The organism is Pseudomonas sp. NFACC39-1 (assembly GCF_900110355.1).
GTDB classification, from domain to species: Bacteria; Pseudomonadota; Gammaproteobacteria; order Pseudomonadales; family Pseudomonadaceae; genus Aquipseudomonas; species Aquipseudomonas tehranensis.
In genome coordinates this window covers 58,124-76,219 of record NZ_FODL01000016.1, presented here as the reverse complement: position 1 = coordinate 76,219, position 18,096 = coordinate 58,124, and the positions used below count along the sequence as shown (strand labels likewise).

Genomic DNA, 18,096 nt, shown 5'->3' with positions numbered 1-18,096 from the left:
TTTTAAAAGGCCTCGAAAGTTTGTCCAGGCCCGCTCTGTAGGCTGGCTCTGTAGCGAAACTTCCCATTCTCGGTCCCCTTTGTAAGGGGCCGCGTTGTAGACCATTAACAAGGCAAGATTCAGACCATGGCTTTGCGCTATTACCGGGCTCGCTGACAATATTTCAAGTCGATAGCAAGCTAAGGGGATAGCCTTGCTGCACCGAAAAATGGCACATTGATGAACCCGCTTCCCGTGCAAACCCCGTATGGAAACTCCCATGGCTATCAGCGATACCCAGGTCGATACCGCGTCTATCCCTGCCACACCCCAAAGCAGTCCGTTGGTCATGCGCATCATCGGTGCCGTGGCGTTGGCGCATTTGATCAACGACCTGATCCAGGCGGTACTGCCGTCTATTTACCCGATGCTCAAGGCCAGTTATGGGCTGACCTTCACCCAGGTTGGCTTGATTACGCTGACCTTCCAGTTGACGGCATCTCTGCTGCAGCCCTGGGTGGGTTATCACACGGACCGACACCCCAAGCCCTGGCTGTTGCCGGCCGGTACGGTATGCACGCTGATCGGGATCGTGATGATGTCGATGGTTGGCAGTTTCGCCATGATTCTGCTGGCCGCCGGTCTGATCGGTATTGGCTCCTCGACCTTTCACCCTGAAGCTTCGCGAGTCGCACGTTTGGCGTCGGGCGGGCGTTATGGGTTGGCGCAGTCGACGTTCCAGGTCGGCGGTAACGCCGGCTCTGCTTTCGGCCCGTTGCTGGCGGCGGCGATCATCGTTCCTTACGGGCAAGGCCATGTGGCCTGGTTCGGGCTGTTCGCACTGTTTGCGCTGTTCGTGCTGTACCGCATCAGCCGCTGGTACGCCAATCACCTGAACCTGTTCAAGCTCAAGCAAGGCCAGGCGGCCACTCACGGTTTATCCCGGGGCCGGGTCTTGAGTGCATTGGCGGTGCTGGGTTTGCTGGTGTTCTCCAAGTATTTCTACATGGCCAGTTTCACCAGCTACTTCACCTTCTACCTGATCGAGAAGTTCGACCTGTCGGTGGCGTCGTCACAGTTGTATCTGTTCCTGTTCCTCGGCGCTGTGGCGGCGGGGACCTTTTTTGGCGGTCCGATAGGCGACAGGATCGGGCGTAAGGCGGTGATCTGGTTCTCGATCCTTGGCGTGGCACCGTTCACGCTGATCCTGCCTCACGTTGACCTGCTGTGGACCAGCATTCTCAGCGTGGTCATCGGCTTCATCCTGGCTTCGGCATTCTCGGCCATCGTGGTGTATGCCCAGGAACTGGTGCCGGGCAACGTCGGCATGATTGCCGGCGTGTTCTTTGGTTTGATGTTCGGCTTCGGCGGGATTGGCGCTGCGCTGCTGGGGCACCTGGCCGACATCCGTGGCATCGAGTATGTGTATTGGTTGTGCTCGTTTTTGCCGTTGTTTGGGGTCCTGGCGATTTTTCTGCCCAAAAGCAGAAAAAACTGACGTGTACCCAGCCGGCGGAGGCGAGTTCGCCCCGCCGGTCGTTGCAAAACAACTGAATTTCAAAGCATTGAAAAATACCCGCCAACCAGAGCGATTTGATCAGTTGCTTGGAGTCGCGACTAAAGTACCGTTTTGTATAAGTCTTAAGTTTGATTTTGGATAAAAGTCGGCCATGTTAATTTGCTGCTGTGGTTGATGGATTGAATGGACGCAGCGGCAATCTTCAAGGGAGTCCGCTGGGGTGACCGGAAAGCAGCTTTCCACATTCTTTCCACCCGCCGCTCTTATTGTCCTGGGACATAAGGCCTTCGGCTCTTGATCTGAAGACCTTCACCCTTCTGGTGAAGTGACTCACGCCCCAACCTGCCACGCTTCAAATACTTATAAAAGTAGCTGTATCGCCGTGCCCGTGAAGGCGATTGCCCCGTGGACGGTGGAAACAGCCGTGATCGATTGTTATTTGCCGTGTCGTGCACAAGTTTGAGGCGGTCGTCTTAAACGTTGGCAATAAAAAGAATCAGGCAGGGGAAGATATGAAGTTCAAGTCGTTGCAGGCACGCATTTGTGTCACGGCAGGCGTATGCCTGTTTGTTTCATCAACCAGCCTGGTGATTTACGGGCTCTTTACCGCCAGGGCCAATGAGCAATATGTGGCGACCGAAGTCTCGGCATTGGTTGAAAAATCAACGATCCGGGAGATTCAGAACCTGGCCGAATCGCGTGCCAACGCCATTCAGGCCAAGTTGCAAAATGCGCTGGATGCGGCCCGCACCATGGCCAATACCTTTGCCTCCAGCAAGGCCGCGCAAAGCCCTTTGGCGTTGGGGCGTGAACAGATCAACACGGTATTGCTCAGCGTTCTCAAAGATAACCCGGACTTCAATGGCACTTATTCCTGCTGGGAGCCGGACGCGCTGGATGGCCAGGATCTTGTGTTCCGCAATGTACCGGACGGCAGTAACCCGTTGACCGGGCGCTTCACGCCTTACTGGACGCGCAGCGCTGGCGGACATGTGGCGGTACAGCCATTGGTCGAGTATGACTCCCCGGATCGTCACCCCAACGGTGTACCCAAAGGGGGGTGGTACAGCGGCCCTCGTGACACGCTGAAGGAAAGCGTGCTGGACCCCATTCCTTATGTGGTTCAGGGCAAAAACGTATGGTTGACCACGTTGTCGGTTCCGATCGTATCCAACGGCAAGTTCTACGGTGTGGTCGGAGCTGACTTCGACATCGACTTTATCCAGAAACTCAGCGAGCAGATGTCGGCCGATCTTTACGGCGGCAAGGGCACGGTGTCGATCCTGAGTAACCAGGGGCTGGTGGTCGCGGACAGTCAGCGGACCGACCTGATTGGTCAGCCCATCAAGGCCTTGTTGCCTGACTCTTGGGAGAAAGTGCTGCGCGATATCCAGAGTGGTCGTGGTGACGGCCTGCTCAATCCGCAAACCCAGCATATCGAAGTGCTGATGCCCATTGAGCTGGGGCGCACAGGCAAACCCTGGGCGGTGCTGATTCGTCTGCCAAAGGCTGTGGTCATGACTCAGGCCATCGCCCTGGAGCAGGAGCTACAGGCGCGCAGTATCAGCAACAGCATTTGGCAGGTGTCGGTCGGCCTGGGCATTTCGTTGTTGGCGCTGGTTGCCCTGTGGTTTGCCGCCGCAAAAATCGTTGGGCCGATTCGCGAAGCCGCCGCCTTGGCAGCCAACATCAGCCTGGGGGATTTCTCGCGTCGCCTAGTGCAGAAATCCGAGGACGAAGTAGGCCAGTTGTCTGTCGCGCTCAACGACATGTCTGAAAGCCTGCAGCGGCAGGTCAGGGTAGCCGAGCGCATCTCCGAAGGTGATCTGGACCTGGAGGTCCGGTTGTCCTCGCCCCACGATACCCTTGGCAAGTCACTGGAGAAGATGGTGGGTAATCTGAATCAACTGATTGGCGAAGTTCAGGCCAGCGCCACCCAGATCACCGGCAGCTCGGCGCAGGTTACCGACCTGAGCCAGTCATTGTCCGATGGGGCGTCCAATTCTGCCTCGTCCATCACTGAAATCAGCGCGGTGATGACGCAAATGGCCGCACAGACCCGGGACAACGCCGAAAACGCCAAGAAAGCCGACGAGCAATCCCAGGCCTCACGGGCCGACGCTGGGGAAAGCGACAAATTGATGAGCGAGCTGATTGCCGCTATGGCCGAAATCGACAATTCGGGCAAGGACATTACTGCAATCATCACCACCATCGATAACATCGCCGCACAAACCAACCTGTTGGCGTTGAACGCGGCTATCGAAGCCGCCAGGGCAGGTGAGCTGGGGCGTGGTTTTGCTGTGGTGGCGGATGAGGTACGCAGCCTGGCCGCCCGCAGCGCCGAGGCCGCCCAGCAGACGGCTGCACTGATCGCCGACTCTTCGAGCAAAACGCAACGCGGCATGATCATCGCAGGCCGGACAGCCGAATCGCTGAAAAACATCGTCAGCGGAACCAGTGCGGTATCCAACCTGGTTTCATTGATCTATCAAGCTTCCAGCGAGCAAGCCTCAGGCTTGCAACAGGCCAGCATCGGGTTGGAACAGATCGATGAAGTGACGCAGAAAAACCAGTCCAACTCACAAGAGTGCGCAGTGGCGGCCAAGGATCTTTCGGAGCGAGCATCTTTGATGCAGCGCGTGCTGGGGCGCTTCAAAGTCAAAAGGGGGTAAAGGGGTAAAGGGGTAAAGGGGTAAAGGGGTAAAGGGGTAAGGGGGGGCGGGCCGGCGTCAGGCGCCCGCCCGGAGTTTGATCAAGCGATATCCCTGGATTGACGGCCACGCTGTTCATCTAAGACCTCTCGTGCCAGGACTGAATGCGGCTCCGGGCGGGGGCCGTTCTGGGATGTCAGATTCTGTAATAATTCGATCTGTATGACGCGTTCGGAAACATTATAGGATCACCTCCCCAATTATTTTCAGGTCTATATGAACACCCTTCAGGAGCCTCCCAGTCGTTTTTCCCCTCCCGCGCCCTGTACCCCTCCGCTCTGCCAAGTCATGCCTCGCGCCACCCGCCCGATAGGGCTTTTCCCCCTCGCGCCTTTCGCTCCGACTCTACGAGAGGTTAAATGACCTTATGGAATGGATTGCTGATCCGACGGCATGGCTCGGCCTGCTGACCCTGATCGTGCTGGAGCTGGTGCTCGGCATTGATAACCTTGTGTTCATCGCCATCCTGGCTGACAAGCTGCCGCCGGAGCAGCGCGATCGTGCCCGTATCATTGGCCTGTCCCTCGCGTTACTGATGCGTCTTGGCCTGTTGGCCAGTATTTCCTGGATGGTCACCCTGACCGAGCCGCTGTTCGAGGTCTTCGACAAGACGTTCTCGGGCCGGGACCTGATCATGCTGTTCGGTGGCGTGTTCCTGTTGTTCAAGGCCACCATGGAGTTGCATGAGCGACTCGAGGGCCATGTGACAGAACGTTCGGGCAATGCGGCCTATGCGATGTTCTGGCCGATCGTCGCGCAGATTGTGGTGCTGGATGCGGTCTTCTCGCTGGACGCTGTGATCACTGCCGTGGGCATGGTGGAACACCTGTCGGTCATGATGATCGCAGTGATCTTCTCCATCGGCTTGATGATCATCGCGAGCAAGCCTCTGACCAACTTCGTCAACGGGCACCCCACCGTCATCATGCTCTGCCTGGGCTTTTTGATGATGATTGGCTTCAGCCTCACGGCCGAGGGCCTGGGCTTCCACATTCCGAAAGGCTACCTCTATGCCGCGATCGGTTTCTCGATCCTGATCGAACTGTTCAACCAACTGGCGCGCTCTCGCCGCAAGAAGAGCGTGCAAGGTCATCGACCCATGCGTGAGCGTACCGCCCATGCGGTTTTGCGCTTGCTGGGTGGCCAAAAGCTGGGGGCTGATGAAGTCGGTGAAGAGATCGCTGACATGCTGTCAGGCGATGAAGCCGAACAGGTCTTCCATCGACGCGAACGGGTCATGATCAGTGGCGTGCTGCAGTTGGCGGAGCGCCCAATACGCAGCGTCATGACTCATCGTGCAGAAATCGATCACATCGACCTGGCCGATTCCCCAGACGAGATCCGCACCAGGCTGATGCACTCGTCGTATTCCAGGTTGCCGTTGATCCGCGAAGGCCGGGTGGATGAACCCTTGGGGTTCATCCACAAGAAGGAGTTGCTCAAGGAGCTGTTGGCGGGCAACCAGCCGAATCTGGAAGCCATGGCGCGCACGGCCATCAACCTGCTGGACAACTTTACCATTCTCAACGCGCTGGAACAGATGCGCAAAGAGTCGACCCACATCGCCTTCGTGGTGAACGAGTTCGGTGATTTCATTGGTCTTCTCACCATGACCGATATTCTCGAATCCATCGCCGGTGAACTGCCCGATGCCAGTGAAATAGAAGGTCCGAACATCGTGGCCCAGGATGACGGCTTTCTGGTCAGCGGTGCGCTGAATCTCAGCCAGGTTCGCGAACACATCGGCTTCCAGGCAAAAGCGACGGATGACTATCAGACGCTCGCCGGGTTGGTCATGAGCTTGCTGGACCGCTTGCCGATCATCGGAGACAAACTCGATTGGCAGGAGTGGAGCATGACCGTTGTCGAGGTTGAAGAACGTCGGGTGACCAGGGTGTTGTTGCGTAAAGCTCAAACGTAGAAAGTGCCGGCGCAACACCGGTCTCAAGACGAAAAAATCCCCGTATCAGCTAATGATTACGGGGATTTTTTTGTCTGTCGAGATCCGTGGGATTCGTTAGACGTTAAAGCGGAAGTGCATCACGTCGCCATCCTTGACGATGTATTCCTTGCCTTCCAGGCGCCATTTACCGGCTTCCTTGGCGCCGGCTTCGCCCTTGAACTGGATGAAATCGTCGTAGGCAATGACTTCGGCGCGGATGAAACCTTTTTCGAAGTCGGTGTGGATCACGGCCGCGGCTTGCGGCGCGGTGGCACCGACGCGAACGGTCCAGGCGCGGACTTCTTTTACGCCAGCGGTGAAGTAAGTCTGCAAGTTGAGCATTTCATAGCCCGCGCGGATTACACGGTTCAGACCAGGCTCTTCCAGGCCCAGGGCCTCCAAGAACATGTCCTTTTCTTCGCCGTCTTCAAGCTCGGCGATTTCCGCTTCGATCTTGTTGCAGACCGGTACGACCATTGCGCCTTCTTCTTCAGCGATGGCCTTTACCACGTCCAGCAGCGGGTTGTTCTCGAAGCCATCTTCGGCCACGTTGGCGATGTACATGACCGGTTTGGTGGTCAGCAGGTGGAAGCCGCGAATGATCTGCTTCTCATCGGCGCCCATGTTCTTGATCAGGCTGCGTGCCGGCTTGCCTAAGGTGAAGTGGGCGATCAACTGCTCGAGCAAGGCTTTCTGGGCGACGGCGTCTTTGTCACCCCCCTTGGCATTGCGAGCGACTTTTTGCAGTTGCTTCTCGCAGCTGTCGAGGTCGGCAAAGATCAGTTCCAGGTCGATGATCTCGATATCGCGTTTCGGATCGACGCTGTTGGAGACGTGAATCACGTTTTCGTCTTCGAAGCAGCGCACCACGTGGGCGATGGCATCGGTTTCGCGGATGTTGGCCAGGAACTTGTTGCCCAGGCCTTCACCTTTCGATGCGCCGGCCACCAGGCCGGCGATGTCGACGAACTCCATGGTGGTCGGCAGTACGCGCTCCGGGATCACGATGGCCGCCAGGGCATCCAGGCGTGGGTCGGGCATCGGTACGATGCCGGTGTTCGGCTCGATGGTGCAGAAGGGGAAGTTCTCGGCCGCGATACCGGACTTGGTCAGGGCGTTGAACAGGGTGGACTTGCCGACGTTAGGCAGGCCGACGATGCCGCAATTGAATCCCATGGTGTTTCCCCTCGGAGTAGAGTCAGGCCTTCTGGCTGTGCAGGTTTTTCATCGCGCGGTTCCATTCACCGGCGAGGATATCCGGCAGCACGCCGAGGGCAAAGTCGATGCTGGCATCGAGTTTTTCCTGTTCGGCGCGAGGCGCACGACCCAGGACAAAATTTGAAACCATGCTGGCAACGCCCGGGTGGCCGATGCCGAGCCGCAGGCGGTGAAAGGTATTCTGATTACCCAGTTGCGCGATGATGTCGCGCAACCCGTTGTGACCGCCATGGCCGCCGCCCTGCTTGAGTTTGGCGACGCCCGGAGGCAGGTCGAGTTCGTCGTGGGCCACCAGGATTTCTTCAGGTTTGATGCGAAAGAAACCGGCCAACGCCGCTACGGCCTGGCCGCTGCGGTTCATGTAGGTGGTGGGAATCAACAGACGAACATCCTGACCCTGATGTGAAAAACGCCCGGTCAGGCCGAAATATTTGCGATCGGCCGCCAGGCTGACGCCTTGTGCGTGCGCGATGCGCTCAACAAAAAGGGCCCCTGCGTTATGCCGGGTCTGTTCGTATTCAGCGCCTGGATTTCCCAGGCCAACGATCAGTTTAATGGCAGTCACGATAGGGGCCCTTCCTGGAGTGTGGATAACAACGTCGCGCTCAAACGGTGTGGCGACAGTGGGACGAAAATGGCGGATCTACCGTTAAGTAAACTTCGCGTTCTCGCCCGCTGTCTCGCTACGTTCCAGTCCGCGATGTTTCCGGTCACTCCGGCGACAGAGTGAAATTACTCTGCAGCTTCTTCTTCAGTCGCTTCTGGAGCAACACGTGGAGCGTGGACGTTGGCAACAGCCTTGTCATCGCCGTGCGCCAGGGCAACAAACTCAACGCCTTTAGGAGCCTTGAGGTCGGACAGGTGAATGATCGTGCCGATTTCGGCGTCAGCCAGGTCGACTTCGATGAATTCAGGCAGGTCTTTCGGCAGGCAGGAAACTTCCAGCTCGGAAGTCACGTGCGAGATTTCGCCGCCTTTCTTGACCGGAGCAGCTTCGTTGACGAAGTGCACTGGAACAACAGCAGTCAGCTTCTGACCGGCAATAACGCGTACGAAGTCAGCGTGCATCACGTGGCCTTTGGCCGGGTGACGCTGCAGGGCTTTGATCACGACGTTTTGCTTGGTGCCGCCAACGTTCAGCTCGATGATGTGGCTGTAGGCCGCTTCGTTTTCGAGCAGTTTGGCAACTTCTTTGGCCAGCATGCTGATGGACTCAGGGGCTTTGTCGCCACCGTAGACTACAGCTGGAACCAGGCTTGCGAGACGACGCAGGCGGCGGCTCGCACCTTTCCCCAGGTCGGAACGCACTTCAGCATTCAGAGTAAAATCGTTCATGTTGTATCTCCAAAATAACCACATTCGCCCCAGCGTTTGCGACCAGCGCTAAAGGCGATATGGGCAAAAAAGCCCCGCCCCGGCAGGTAATGTCGGGGCGGGGCGCTTTTCGTCAACGAGATGTAATGGAAAGGGCAGGGCCCTTAACGGAACATCGCACTGATCGATTCTTCATTGCTGATGCGGCGAACCGCCTCGGCAACAACCGGTGCGATATCCAGTTGGCGGATACGCGCACAGGCTTGTGCTGCAGCGGACAGCGGGATGGTGTTAGTGACCACCAGCTCGTCCAGCACGGAATTTTCAATGTTTTCGATCGCTCGACCCGACAGCACAGGGTGTGTGCAGTAGGCAAAGACCTTGGCAGCGCCATGCTCTTTCAGGGCCTTGGCCGCGTGGCACAGGGTGCCGGCGGTATCGACCATGTCGTCGACCAGAATACAGGTACGCCCTTCGACGTCGCCGATGATATGCATCACTTCGGAGTGATTGGCTTTCTCACGGCGTTTGTCGATGATACCCAGATCAACGCCCAGGGATTTGGCAACGGCCCGTGCACGCACGACGCCGCCAATGTCCGGGGACACGATCATCAGGTTTTCGAAGCGCTGATCTTCAATGTCATCCACCAGAACCGGGGAGCCGTAGATGTTATCCACGGGAATATCGAAGAAGCCCTGAATCTGGTCAGCATGCAGATCGACCGTGAGTACACGATCGATGCCGACTACGGTGAGCATGTCAGCCACGACTTTCGCGCTGATTGCCACACGTGCGGAACGCGGACGGCGATCCTGACGGGCATAACCAAAGTAAGGAATAACAGCAGTAATACGAGTAGCTGAGGAGCGACGGAAGGCATCAGCCATCACGACGAGTTCCATCAGGTTATCGTTGGTCGGAGCGCAAGTCGGCTGAATAATGAAGACGTCTTTACCGCGAACGTTTTCATTGATCTCGGCAGTGATTTCGCCGTCGGAAAACTTACCGACAGAGATGTCACCGAGAGGGATATGCAGCTGACGTACAACACGCCGAGCCAGATCGGGGTTAGCGTTCCCCGTAAAGACCATCATCTTGGACACGCGCAGTACCTGAAGGCTGAGGGTATACCTGGATGAGTATAGGAAAATGGCAGGGGCGGCTGGATTCGAACCAACGCATGGCAGGATCAAAACCTGCTGCCTTACCGCTTGGCGACGCCCCTGTATCTGTTGCTGCGAGTGCCCAGCACTCGATTCCTTTTAGAGCAGACTTTGCAGCTTGCGATGCAACATCGAAACGTTGCTTCCTTTCGCTACAAACCCTGTAAGGGTCTCTGTCAGAAGGGCCGAGACTTTATCAGCTTCAGCTTTGCTTGGGAAGCCCCCAAACACACAACTTCCAGTTCCGGTGAGTTTTGCTTCGGTAAATTTACCTAACAAATTCAAAGCGTTACGTACATCTGGATAACGCCTTGCTACCACCGGTAAGCAGTCATTTCGACTGTTTCCCTTGGGAACGGGGCGCACTTTAATGGGAGGAGAGTTACGTGTCAACAGTGGATCTGAAAAAATTTCTGCTGTACTTACAGATACTTGCGGCACCAGCACCAAGTACCAGGGTTCCTCGGGCTCTACCGGTGTGAGTTTTTCCCCGACGCCCTCGGCAAAAGCCGCGTGGCCCCGTACGAAAACCGGCACGTCGGCGCCCAGCGTCAGGCCCAATGCGGCCAGGCGATCGGCGTCCCAACCCAGCTGCCACAGATGGTTGAGCCCCAGCAAAGTCGTCGCCGCGTTTGAGCTGCCGCCGCCGATGCCGCCGCCCATGGGCAGGATTTTTTCGATCCAGATATCAATGCCCAGCGAACACCCGGATTGCTCCTGAAGTTTTTTCGCGGCTTTGACGATCAGGTTGCTGTCGTGAGGAACATCTTCGAACTCGGTGTGCAGATGAATCACACCGTCGTCACGCACGGCAAAGGTGATTTCATCGCCGTAGTCGAGAAACTGAAAAATCGTTTGCAGCTCGTGATAACCGTCCGGGCGACGGCCCAGGATGTGCAACATCAGGTTGAGCTTGGCCGGGGAGGGCAGGGTCAGACGCGCAGCGGTCATGTCATTGCCCCAGCTTGCGCGGCTGCCATTGCTTGATCACCAGCGTGACGTCCAGGTTGCTGCCATGCAGTTTGATGCGCTCGGGCAGCCAGTAACCGTTTTGCTCGGCGTAGCTTAAGTATTCGATCTGCCAGTCGTCCTGCTCCAGGTTGGACAGGCGACTGTCGGCATCGAGGGTCAGGCGGCTTTTGCTGTCCGGTGCCGGCAGGCCCCGAACCCACCAGGTCAGATGGGATACGGGCAGCTTCCAGCCCAGTTGTTCTTCCAGCAAGGCTTCCGGCGAGGGTGACTCGTAGCGACCCTGATTGGCCACTTCCAGCGAAACCTGGCCTGGGCGGCCGGTCAGGCGCGCCGCGCCACGTCCCAGCGGGCCGGACAGGCGAATGTCGTAGTAGTCCTGGCGTTGCAGCCAGAACAGCGTGCCGCTGCCCGAGTCTTTCGGTGCGCGTATGCCGATCTTGCCGTCGATTTGCCAGCCGTCGAGACCGCTCAGTTGTTCCTTGTGCTCTCGCCATTGGGCTGTGTTGCCGTGGCCCTGGACGGATTCTCGGGCGCCGAAGCCGGCGCAACCGGCGAGCAGGGCGATAAAGCTGAAAACGATGAAGTGGCGCAAAAACATAATTTTAAAGGGTCTCTGATCCGGTCAGGCGTTTGATGGTGCTGCGCAAAATGGGGCTGTCGGGCTGTTCCTTGAGGAACTTGCTCCAGATCTGCCGGGCTTCGCGCTGTTTGCCGTTGGCCCACAGGACTTCGCCCAGGTGCGCGGCGACTTCCTGGTCGGGGAAGCGCTCCAGGGCCTGGCGCAGCAGGCGTTCGGCCTCGTCGAGGTTGCCCAGGCGGAAATGCACCCAGCCAAGACTGTCGAGCACCGCCGGGTCTTCCGGGTTGAGCTGGTGGGCCTGTTCGATCAGCACCTTGGCTTCGGCGTATCGGGTGGTGCGATCGGACAAGGTGTAGCCCAGGGCATTGAGGGCCATGGCATTGTTGGGATCGCGCTGGATGATCAGGCGCAGGTCTTTCTCCATCTGTGCCAGGTCATTGCGTTTTTCCGCCAGCATGGCGCGGGTATACAACAGGTTCAGGTCGTCCGGGTACTGCTTCAACGCCCGATCGAGCACGGTCCAGGCTTTGTCGCCCTGATTATTGGCCGACAGGGTTTCTGCCTCGATCAGATACAACTGGATGCCGTAGTCCGGCTGGGTGTCCCGCTGCACGGCGAGGCGACTCTGGGCCTCGGCCGTTTTGCCGTTGCTCATCAGGATATCGGCCTGGCGCAACTGGGCTGGCAGATAATCGTTGCCTGGGCCGACCTGGGCGTACTCGAGCAGTGCACTCTCGGGGTCGTTGCGTTCTTCGGCGATGCGGCCCAGGTTCAAGTGGGCGGAGTCGACATGCGTTCCCCGCGCAATCAGGTCTTCCAGGTGACCCTTGGCTTCTTCCCACGCTTTGGCTTCCAGGCATACCAATGCCAGGGAATAGCGCAATTCATCGTCTTCAGGGTACTGCTGGACCAGGCTGGAAAACTCCACCTTGGCGTCGTCCATGCGGTCGTTTTCCACCAGCATGCGCGCGTAGGTGAGACGCAGGCGCTTGTCGTCCGGGTATTGCCTGATGCCTTTTTCCAGCAACGGCAGGGCTTCGTCGCCGCGGTTCGCGCCTTGCAGCAAGCGAGCGCGCAGCAGAATCGGCGCCACTTCGCCCGCTTGCGGCGGGTTGTCTTCCAGCAGGGTGAGGGCGCCTTGGATGTCACCATCCTGTTGCAGCAGCAGGGCCTTGCCGAAAATCAGCTGACCGTTATCGGGATGGCGCTGCAGCAGTCGATCGAAGCTTTTAGTCAGGCCGTTGCGAGTTTCCTGGTCAGTATCGGCCGCTGATAGCGCAAGGAAGTCGAAATGGGTGTCGCCCTTGCCCAGCAGGACTTTCTCCATATACACCATGGAGTCGTCGTAGCGTCCGGCCCGCGCCAGTTGCACGGCGGCGGCGCGTTGCGCTTCGAGGTCTTGCGGGGCGTTTTTGGCCCAGATCAGTGCGGTATCCAGGGCGGGCTGGTCGGCACCCAGGTATTCTGCAATGCGAAACGCCCGCTCGGAAATGCCCGGGTCCTGCGTGTTGATGGCCTGGGTGACATAGTTGTCCAGCGCAATGTCGAAACGATTGCGCTGGCCTGCCAGTTCGGCGCTCAACAGGCTGAAAATGGTTTCTTCGCTGAATGAGCTGTAGACCTTGGGCTTTTCAGGGGCCTGGGTGCTGTCTTCGACCGGCGGCGTACCGTCTGTCGATACGGGGGCCATGGACTGACAGCCGCCGAGCAAGGCAAAAGCGAGGAGCAACGCGGAAGATCTATTCATATAGGAAAAGGACGACTAACCTGCGGTCGGATCATCATGACACAAGCCTTCGGTCAAACATAACCGGCCCGTCGATTTACGGCACGGGGCAGGGCGATAGATATCGAGTGGTTGTTCTGAATCTGGCGAAGTAGGACAATTGCCGGCTTCACGTCACTATCAGCGACCTTGAATGGCCTTCCTTGCACTTGGTATTAACCACAAGACTGCTTCCGTAGACGTCCGCGAGCGCGTGGCCTTTACGCCTGAGCAACTGGTTGAGGCCCTGCAGCAGCTTTGCCGACTCACCGAGAGCCGCGAGGCTGCCATCCTCTCCACCTGCAATCGCAGCGAGCTTTATATAGAGCAGGATCAAATTTCGGCCGATACCGTGCTGCGCTGGCTGGCCGAATATCACGATCTGAGTCTTGAAGAGCTGCGCGCCAGTGCCTATGTGCATGAAGATGATGCGGCCGTTCGTCACATGATGCGTGTTGCCTCCGGGCTCGATTCGCTGGTGCTGGGCGAGCCGCAGATTCTCGGCCAGATGAAGTCGGCCTACGCCGTGGCCCGCGAAGCCGGCACGGTCGGGCCCCTACTGGGGCGCCTGTTCCAGGCCACGTTCAATGCCGCCAAACAGGTGCGCACCGACACGGCCATCGGCGAAAACCCGGTGTCGGTGGCATTTGCCGCGGTCAGCCTGGCGAAACAGATTTTCAGCGATCTGCAACGCAGCCAGGCGCTGCTGATCGGCGCGGGGGAGACCATCACCCTGGTTGCCCGCCACCTGCACGACCTGGGGGTCAAGCGTATCGTCGTCGCCAACCGTACCCTGGAGCGCGCCAGTACCCTGGCCGAGCAGTTCGGCGCCCATGCCGTGCTGCTGTCGGACATCCCGGCCGAGCTGGTGCACAGTGACATCGTCATCAGCTCCACCGCCAGCCAGTTGCCGATCCTGGGCAAAGGCGCGGTGGAAAGCGCCTTGAAGCTGCGCAAGCACAAACCGATTTTCATGGTGGACATTGCCGTTCCTCGAGACATCGAGCCGGAAGTGGGCGAGCTGGACGATGTTTATCTCTACAGTGTCGACGACCTGCACGAAGTGGTCGCCGAGAACCTCAAGAGCCGGCAAGGCGCGGCCCAGGCAGCTGAAGAGATGATCACCATCGGCGCCGAGGATTTCATGGTCCGCCTGCGCGAGCTGGCGGCGGTGGACGTGCTCAAGGCTTATCGTCAGCAGAGCGAACGCCTGCGCGACGAAGAGCTGCAGAAGGCCCGGCGCCTGCTGGCAAACGGTGGCAGTGCCGATGAGGTGCTGGTACAGCTGGCTCGTGGCTTGACCAATAAATTGCTTCACGCTCCCAGTGTCCAGCTCAAGAAGCTGACCGCCGAAGGCCGCCTCGATGCGTTGGCCATGGCCCAGGAACTCTTTGCCCTCGGTGAGGGTTCACCGGATAGCTTTTCGGATAAAAAATCGCAATGAAAGCGTCACTGCTCAATAAACTGGACATTCTCCAGGATCGTTTCGAGGAACTGACCGCCTTGCTGGGCGATGGTGAGGTCATTTCCGACCAGAACAAGTTCCGCACGTATTCCAAGGAATACGCCGAAGTCGAGCCGATCGTCGCCACCTATAAACAGTTGCTCAAAGTGCAGGGCGACCTTGAAGGCGCCCAGGCGTTGCTCAAGGACAGCGATCCGGACATGCGCGAAATGGCGGTCGAGGAAGTCCGTGAAGCCAAGGAGCAGTTGCTCGAGCTTGAAAGCAACCTGCAACGCATGTTGTTGCCCAAGGATCCGAATGACGGTCGCAATGTGTTTCTCGAGATCCGTGCCGGCACCGGCGGCGATGAAGCGGCGATATTCTCCGGGGACCTGTTCCGCATGTATTCGCGTTACGCCGAGCGTCGCGGTTGGCGGGTGGAGATCCTCTCGGAGAACGAAGGCGAACACGGCGGCTATAAAGAAGTCATCGCCCGGGTCGAAGGTGACAACGTCTACGGCAAGCTGAAATTCGAATCCGGCGCCCACCGCGTGCAGCGTGTCCCGGCCACCGAATCCCAAGGGCGTATCCACACGTCGGCCTGCACCGTGGCGGTTTTGCCTGAGCCCGACGAGCAGGAAGCCATCGAGATCAACCCGGCGGACCTGCGGGTTGACACCTACCGCTCCTCGGGGGCGGGCGGTCAACACGTCAACAAGACCGATTCGGCGATCCGTATCACTCACCTGCCTTCGGGCATTGTGGTCGAGTGCCAGGAAGAACGTTCCCAGCACAAGAACCGTGCGCGCGCCATGTCCTGGTTGTCGGCCAAGCTCAACGATCAACAGACCAGCGCTGCGGCCAACGCCATCGCCAGCGAACGCAAGCTGTTAGTGGGCTCGGGAGATCGCTCGGAGCGGATTCGTACCTACAACTTTGCCCAGGGCCGGGTCACCGACCATCGCGTCAATCTGACGTTGTATTCGCTCGACGAAATTCTCGCTGGCGGCGTCGATGCGGTCATCGAACCGTTGCTGGCCGAATACCAGGCCGACCAGTTGGCCGCGATTGGCGAGTAAGCACAGGTGAACATATGACCATCATCGCCAGTTTGTTACGCGCCGCCGAGCTGCCGGATTCGCCCACGTCCCGACTGGATGCCGAATTGCTGCTGGCCGCGGCACTGGGCAAGTCCCGCAGCTTCCTGCACACCTGGCCCGAGCGAATTGTGCCAAGCGAAGCGGCGTTGTTGTTCTCTGAATATCTGCGCCGCCGTCGTTCTGGCGAACCAGTGGCTTATATCCTCGGGCAGCAAGGTTTCTGGAACCTCGACCTGGAAGTGGCGCCCCACACCTTGATTCCGCGCCCCGACACCGAACTGCTGGTGGAAACCGCGCTGGCCTTGCTGCCGGCCACACCGGCCAGGGTTCTGGATTTGGGCACCGGCAGCGGCGCGATTGCCCTGGCATTGGCCAGCGAGCGCCCGGCCTGGACAGTCAGCGCGGTCGACCGTGTGCTGGAGGCGGTGGCCCTGGCCGAACGCAATCGCCAGCGCCTGGACCTGCGCAACGTCACGGTGCTGAGCAGCCACTGGTTCAGCGCTTTGGACGGCGAGCGTTTTGAGCTGATCATCAGCAACCCACCCTATATAGCCGCGACCGATCCTCACCTGGCCGAGGGCGACGTGCGGTTCGAGCCGGCCAGTGCCCTGGTGGCAGGACACGACGGGCTTGATGATTTGCGCACGATCATCGCCCAGGCCCCCGATCATCTAAAAGCGGGTGGCTGGTTGATGCTCGAGCACGGTTACGATCAAGCTGACGCGGTGCGTGATCTGCTGCAAACCCAAGGGTTTACTGAAGTCCACAGCCGCAAGGACCTGGGCGGGCATGAGCGTATCAGCCTGGGGCGTCTGCCGTGCTGAACGATCAGGAGCTGTTGCGTTATAGCCGGCAAATTCTGTTGCAGCACGTCGACATCGACGGGCAACTGCGACTCAAGCACAGCCGTGCATTGATCGTCGGCCTCGGCGGACTCGGGGCTCCAGTGGCGCTGTACCTGGCTGCTGCTGGCGTCGGTGAATTGCACCTGGCGGATTTCGACACGGTCGACCTGACCAACCTGCAACGCCAGATCATCCACGACACCGACAGTGTGGGCCTGAGCAAGGTCGATTCGGCGATGCGCCGCCTGACGGCACTCAACCCCGAGATCACGCTGGTGCCTCACCCACAGGCAATGGACGAAGACAGCCTGTCTGCTGCCGTCACGGCGGTGGATGTGGTGCTGGACTGTTCCGACAATTTCTCCACCCGCGAAGCGGTAAACGCGGCGTGTGTCGCAGCGGGCAAACCGCTGGTCAGCGGTGCGGCAATTCGCCTGGAAGGGCAGTTATCCGTGTTTGATCCGCGCCGCTCGGAAAGCCCCTGCTATCACTGTCTCTACGGCCACGGCAGTGAAGCCGAATTGACCTGCAGCGAAGCCGGCGTGCTCGGGCCGCTGGTGGGGTTGGTAGGCAGTCTGCAAGCCCTTGAAGCCTTGAAGCTGTTGGCCGGTTTCGGCGAGCCATTGGTGGGCCGCCTGCTGTTGATCGACGCCCTGGGCAGCCGTTTTCGTCAGCTGAGGGTCAAGCGTGATCCGGGGTGCAGCGTCTGTGGTGGCAGCCAGCATGAGTGAAGCGCCGGTCGGTGTGTTCGATTCGGGTGTCGGCGGCCTGTCGGTACTGGGCGAGATCCGCCGGTTGTTACCCAATGAGTCACTGCTCTACGTTGCAGACTGTGGGCATATTCCCTACGGCGAGAAAACCCCGGAGTTCATCCGGCAGCGGTGTGCAATCATCGCCGACTTTCTCCATCATCAAGGCGCCAAGGCGCTGGTGGTGGCTTGTAATACCGCGACGGTCGCCGGCGTCGCCGATTTGCGTCGCGATTATCCCCACTGGCCCATTGTCGGCATGGAGCCGGCGGTCAAACCGGCGGCCGCCGCCACCCGTAGCGGCATTGTCGGGGTGCTGGCAACCACCGGCACATTACAAAGCGCCAAATTCGCCGCATTACTGGATCGCTTTGCCACCGATGTGCGGGTGATCACCCAACCATGTCCCGGGCTGGTTGAGCTGATTGAAGCCGGCGATCTCGATAGTCCGGCCCTGCGTCAATTGCTGCTGGGCTATGTCGAACCGTTGCTGGCCGCCGGCTGCGACACGTTGATCCTGGGTTGTACGCACTATCCCTTCCTCAAACCATTGCTCAAGCAAATGGTCCCCGCGCACATCAGTCTGATCGACACCGGTGCCGCCGTTGCCCGGCAACTTCAACGCCTGCTCGCTGAGCGCAGGCTCCTGGCTGCCGGGCCCGCCAGCGAAACGCGGTTCTGGAGTAGCGCTGATCCGATACATTTAAGAAATATCCTACCCGCGCTATGGAATTCGTCTGGCATTGTGCGAAGCTTCAGTCTGTAAAAAAACATAAAAAATGCCTAAAT

15 protein-coding genes and 1 tRNA gene are annotated in these 18,096 nt (G+C 58.8%); 8 read left to right on the top strand and 8 right to left on the bottom strand.

Annotated elements, in window-relative coordinates; genetic code table 11:
• The first annotated feature begins 259 nt into the window (after positions 1 to 259).
• From BMY45_RS24265 to BMY45_RS24255, 3 genes are all read left to right on the top strand, one after another.
• Entirely contained in the window at positions 260 to 1,477 is a 1,218-nt protein-coding gene (locus BMY45_RS24265) for an MFS transporter (RefSeq protein ID WP_092402526.1), read from the top strand.
• Positions 1,478 to 2,010: 533 nt separating this feature from the next.
• Positions 2,011 to 4,173 carry a methyl-accepting chemotaxis protein gene (locus BMY45_RS24260; RefSeq protein ID WP_092402524.1) on the top strand — a complete coding sequence of 721 codons (2,163 nt, stop codon included), beginning with the start codon at positions 2,011 to 2,013 and terminating at the stop codon, positions 4,171 to 4,173.
• A gap of 406 nt (positions 4,174 to 4,579) precedes the next feature.
• A complete protein-coding gene (locus tag BMY45_RS24255) occupies positions 4,580 to 6,133 on the top strand; it encodes a TerC family protein (protein ID WP_092402522.1) in 1,554 nt (517 codons plus the stop codon).
• Positions 6,134 to 6,229: 96 nt separating this feature from the next.
• Here BMY45_RS24255 and ychF read toward each other — a convergent pair whose 3' ends face one another.
• The 8 genes from ychF to BMY45_RS24215 form a co-directional block, all read right to left on the bottom strand.
• A complete protein-coding gene (gene ychF / locus BMY45_RS24250; RefSeq protein WP_092402520.1) occupies positions 6,230 to 7,330 on the bottom strand; it encodes a redox-regulated ATPase YchF in 1,101 nt (366 codons plus the stop codon).
• 22 nt (positions 7,331 to 7,352) lie between these two features.
• Positions 7,353 to 7,937 (bottom strand): aminoacyl-tRNA hydrolase, encoded by a 585-nt coding sequence (pth, locus tag BMY45_RS24245; RefSeq protein WP_003185374.1) that lies wholly within the window; start codon positions 7,935 to 7,937, stop codon positions 7,353 to 7,355.
• 167 nt (positions 7,938 to 8,104) lie between these two features.
• On the bottom strand, positions 8,105 to 8,707 hold the full coding sequence (locus tag BMY45_RS24240; RefSeq protein WP_092402518.1) for a 50S ribosomal protein L25/general stress protein Ctc: 603 nt from the start codon (positions 8,705 to 8,707) through the stop codon (positions 8,105 to 8,107).
• A 143-nt stretch (positions 8,708 to 8,850) separates the two neighbouring features.
• Complete coding sequence (locus BMY45_RS24235) at positions 8,851 to 9,792, bottom strand: ribose-phosphate pyrophosphokinase (protein ID WP_003171603.1); 942 nt, start codon at positions 9,790 to 9,792, stop codon at positions 8,851 to 8,853.
• Positions 9,793 to 9,839: 47 nt separating this feature from the next.
• A tRNA-Gln gene (locus tag BMY45_RS24230) sits at positions 9,840 to 9,914 on the bottom strand.
• 37 nt (positions 9,915 to 9,951) lie between these two features.
• Positions 9,952 to 10,803: a 4-(cytidine 5'-diphospho)-2-C-methyl-D-erythritol kinase gene (gene ispE, locus BMY45_RS24225; protein WP_092402516.1), complete on the bottom strand. Its 852-nt coding sequence runs from the start codon at positions 10,801 to 10,803 to the stop codon at positions 9,952 to 9,954.
• A 1-nt stretch (position 10,804) separates the two neighbouring features.
• Positions 10,805 to 11,422, bottom strand: coding sequence for a lipoprotein insertase outer membrane protein LolB (gene lolB, locus BMY45_RS24220; protein WP_092402514.1), 618 nt, complete (start codon positions 11,420 to 11,422; stop codon positions 10,805 to 10,807).
• Positions 11,423 to 11,426: 4 nt separating this feature from the next.
• Positions 11,427 to 13,151: a tetratricopeptide repeat protein gene (locus tag BMY45_RS24215; RefSeq protein WP_092402513.1), complete on the bottom strand. Its 1,725-nt coding sequence runs from the start codon at positions 13,149 to 13,151 to the stop codon at positions 11,427 to 11,429.
• Between the two features lie 172 nt (positions 13,152 to 13,323).
• Here BMY45_RS24215 and hemA point away from each other — a divergent pair, with 172 nt between their 5' ends.
• The 5 genes from hemA to murI are packed head-to-tail and all read left to right on the top strand — an operon-like array spanning position 13,324 to position 18,073.
• Positions 13,324 to 14,613, top strand: coding sequence for a glutamyl-tRNA reductase (hemA, locus tag BMY45_RS24210; protein ID WP_092402511.1), 1,290 nt, complete (start codon positions 13,324 to 13,326; stop codon positions 14,611 to 14,613).
• A complete protein-coding gene (gene prfA, locus BMY45_RS24205; protein WP_047229398.1) occupies positions 14,610 to 15,692 on the top strand; it encodes a peptide chain release factor 1 in 1,083 nt (360 codons plus the stop codon). The genes hemA and prfA overlap by 4 nt, the downstream gene beginning before the upstream one ends.
• Before the next feature lie 14 nt (positions 15,693 to 15,706).
• Positions 15,707 to 16,537 (top strand): peptide chain release factor N(5)-glutamine methyltransferase, encoded by an 831-nt coding sequence (gene prmC, locus BMY45_RS24200; RefSeq protein ID WP_092402509.1) that lies wholly within the window; start codon positions 15,707 to 15,709, stop codon positions 16,535 to 16,537.
• Entirely contained in the window at positions 16,531 to 17,289 is a 759-nt protein-coding gene (locus tag BMY45_RS24195) for a molybdopterin-synthase adenylyltransferase MoeB (protein ID WP_092402507.1), read from the top strand. The genes prmC and BMY45_RS24195 overlap by 7 nt, the downstream gene beginning before the upstream one ends.
• Positions 17,282 to 18,073 carry a glutamate racemase gene (murI, locus tag BMY45_RS24190; protein ID WP_092402506.1) on the top strand — a complete coding sequence of 264 codons (792 nt, stop codon included), beginning with the start codon at positions 17,282 to 17,284 and terminating at the stop codon, positions 18,071 to 18,073. Before BMY45_RS24195 ends, murI begins: the two co-directional genes overlap by 8 nt.
• Positions 18,074 to 18,096 lie beyond the last annotated feature (23 nt).

Excerpts from the sequence above, each read along its gene's own strand:
- prfA (WP_047229398.1), top strand. The coding sequence starts at position 14,610 with ATGAAAGCGTCACTGCTCAATAAACTGGACATTCTCCAGGATCGTTTC.
- BMY45_RS24255 (WP_092402522.1), top strand. The coding sequence starts at position 4,580 with ATGGAATGGATTGCTGATCCGACGGCATGGCTCGGCCTGCTGACCCTG.
- BMY45_RS24215 (WP_092402513.1), bottom strand. The coding sequence starts at position 13,151 with ATGAATAGATCTTCCGCGTTGCTCCTCGCTTTTGCCTTGCTCGGCGGC.
- BMY45_RS24260 (WP_092402524.1), top strand. The coding sequence starts at position 2,011 with ATGAAGTTCAAGTCGTTGCAGGCACGCATTTGTGTCACGGCAGGCGTA.
- BMY45_RS24240 (WP_092402518.1), bottom strand. The coding sequence starts at position 8,707 with ATGAACGATTTTACTCTGAATGCTGAAGTGCGTTCCGACCTGGGGAAA.
- hemA (WP_092402511.1), top strand. The coding sequence starts at position 13,324 with ATGGCCTTCCTTGCACTTGGTATTAACCACAAGACTGCTTCCGTAGAC.
- murI (WP_092402506.1), top strand. The coding sequence starts at position 17,282 with ATGAGTGAAGCGCCGGTCGGTGTGTTCGATTCGGGTGTCGGCGGCCTG.
- BMY45_RS24265 (WP_092402526.1), top strand. The coding sequence starts at position 260 with ATGGCTATCAGCGATACCCAGGTCGATACCGCGTCTATCCCTGCCACA.
- ispE (WP_092402516.1), bottom strand. The coding sequence starts at position 10,803 with ATGACCGCTGCGCGTCTGACCCTGCCCTCCCCGGCCAAGCTCAACCTG.
- prmC (WP_092402509.1), top strand. The coding sequence starts at position 15,707 with ATGACCATCATCGCCAGTTTGTTACGCGCCGCCGAGCTGCCGGATTCG.
- ychF (WP_092402520.1), bottom strand. The coding sequence starts at position 7,330 with ATGGGATTCAATTGCGGCATCGTCGGCCTGCCTAACGTCGGCAAGTCC.
- lolB (WP_092402514.1), bottom strand. The coding sequence starts at position 11,422 with ATGTTTTTGCGCCACTTCATCGTTTTCAGCTTTATCGCCCTGCTCGCC.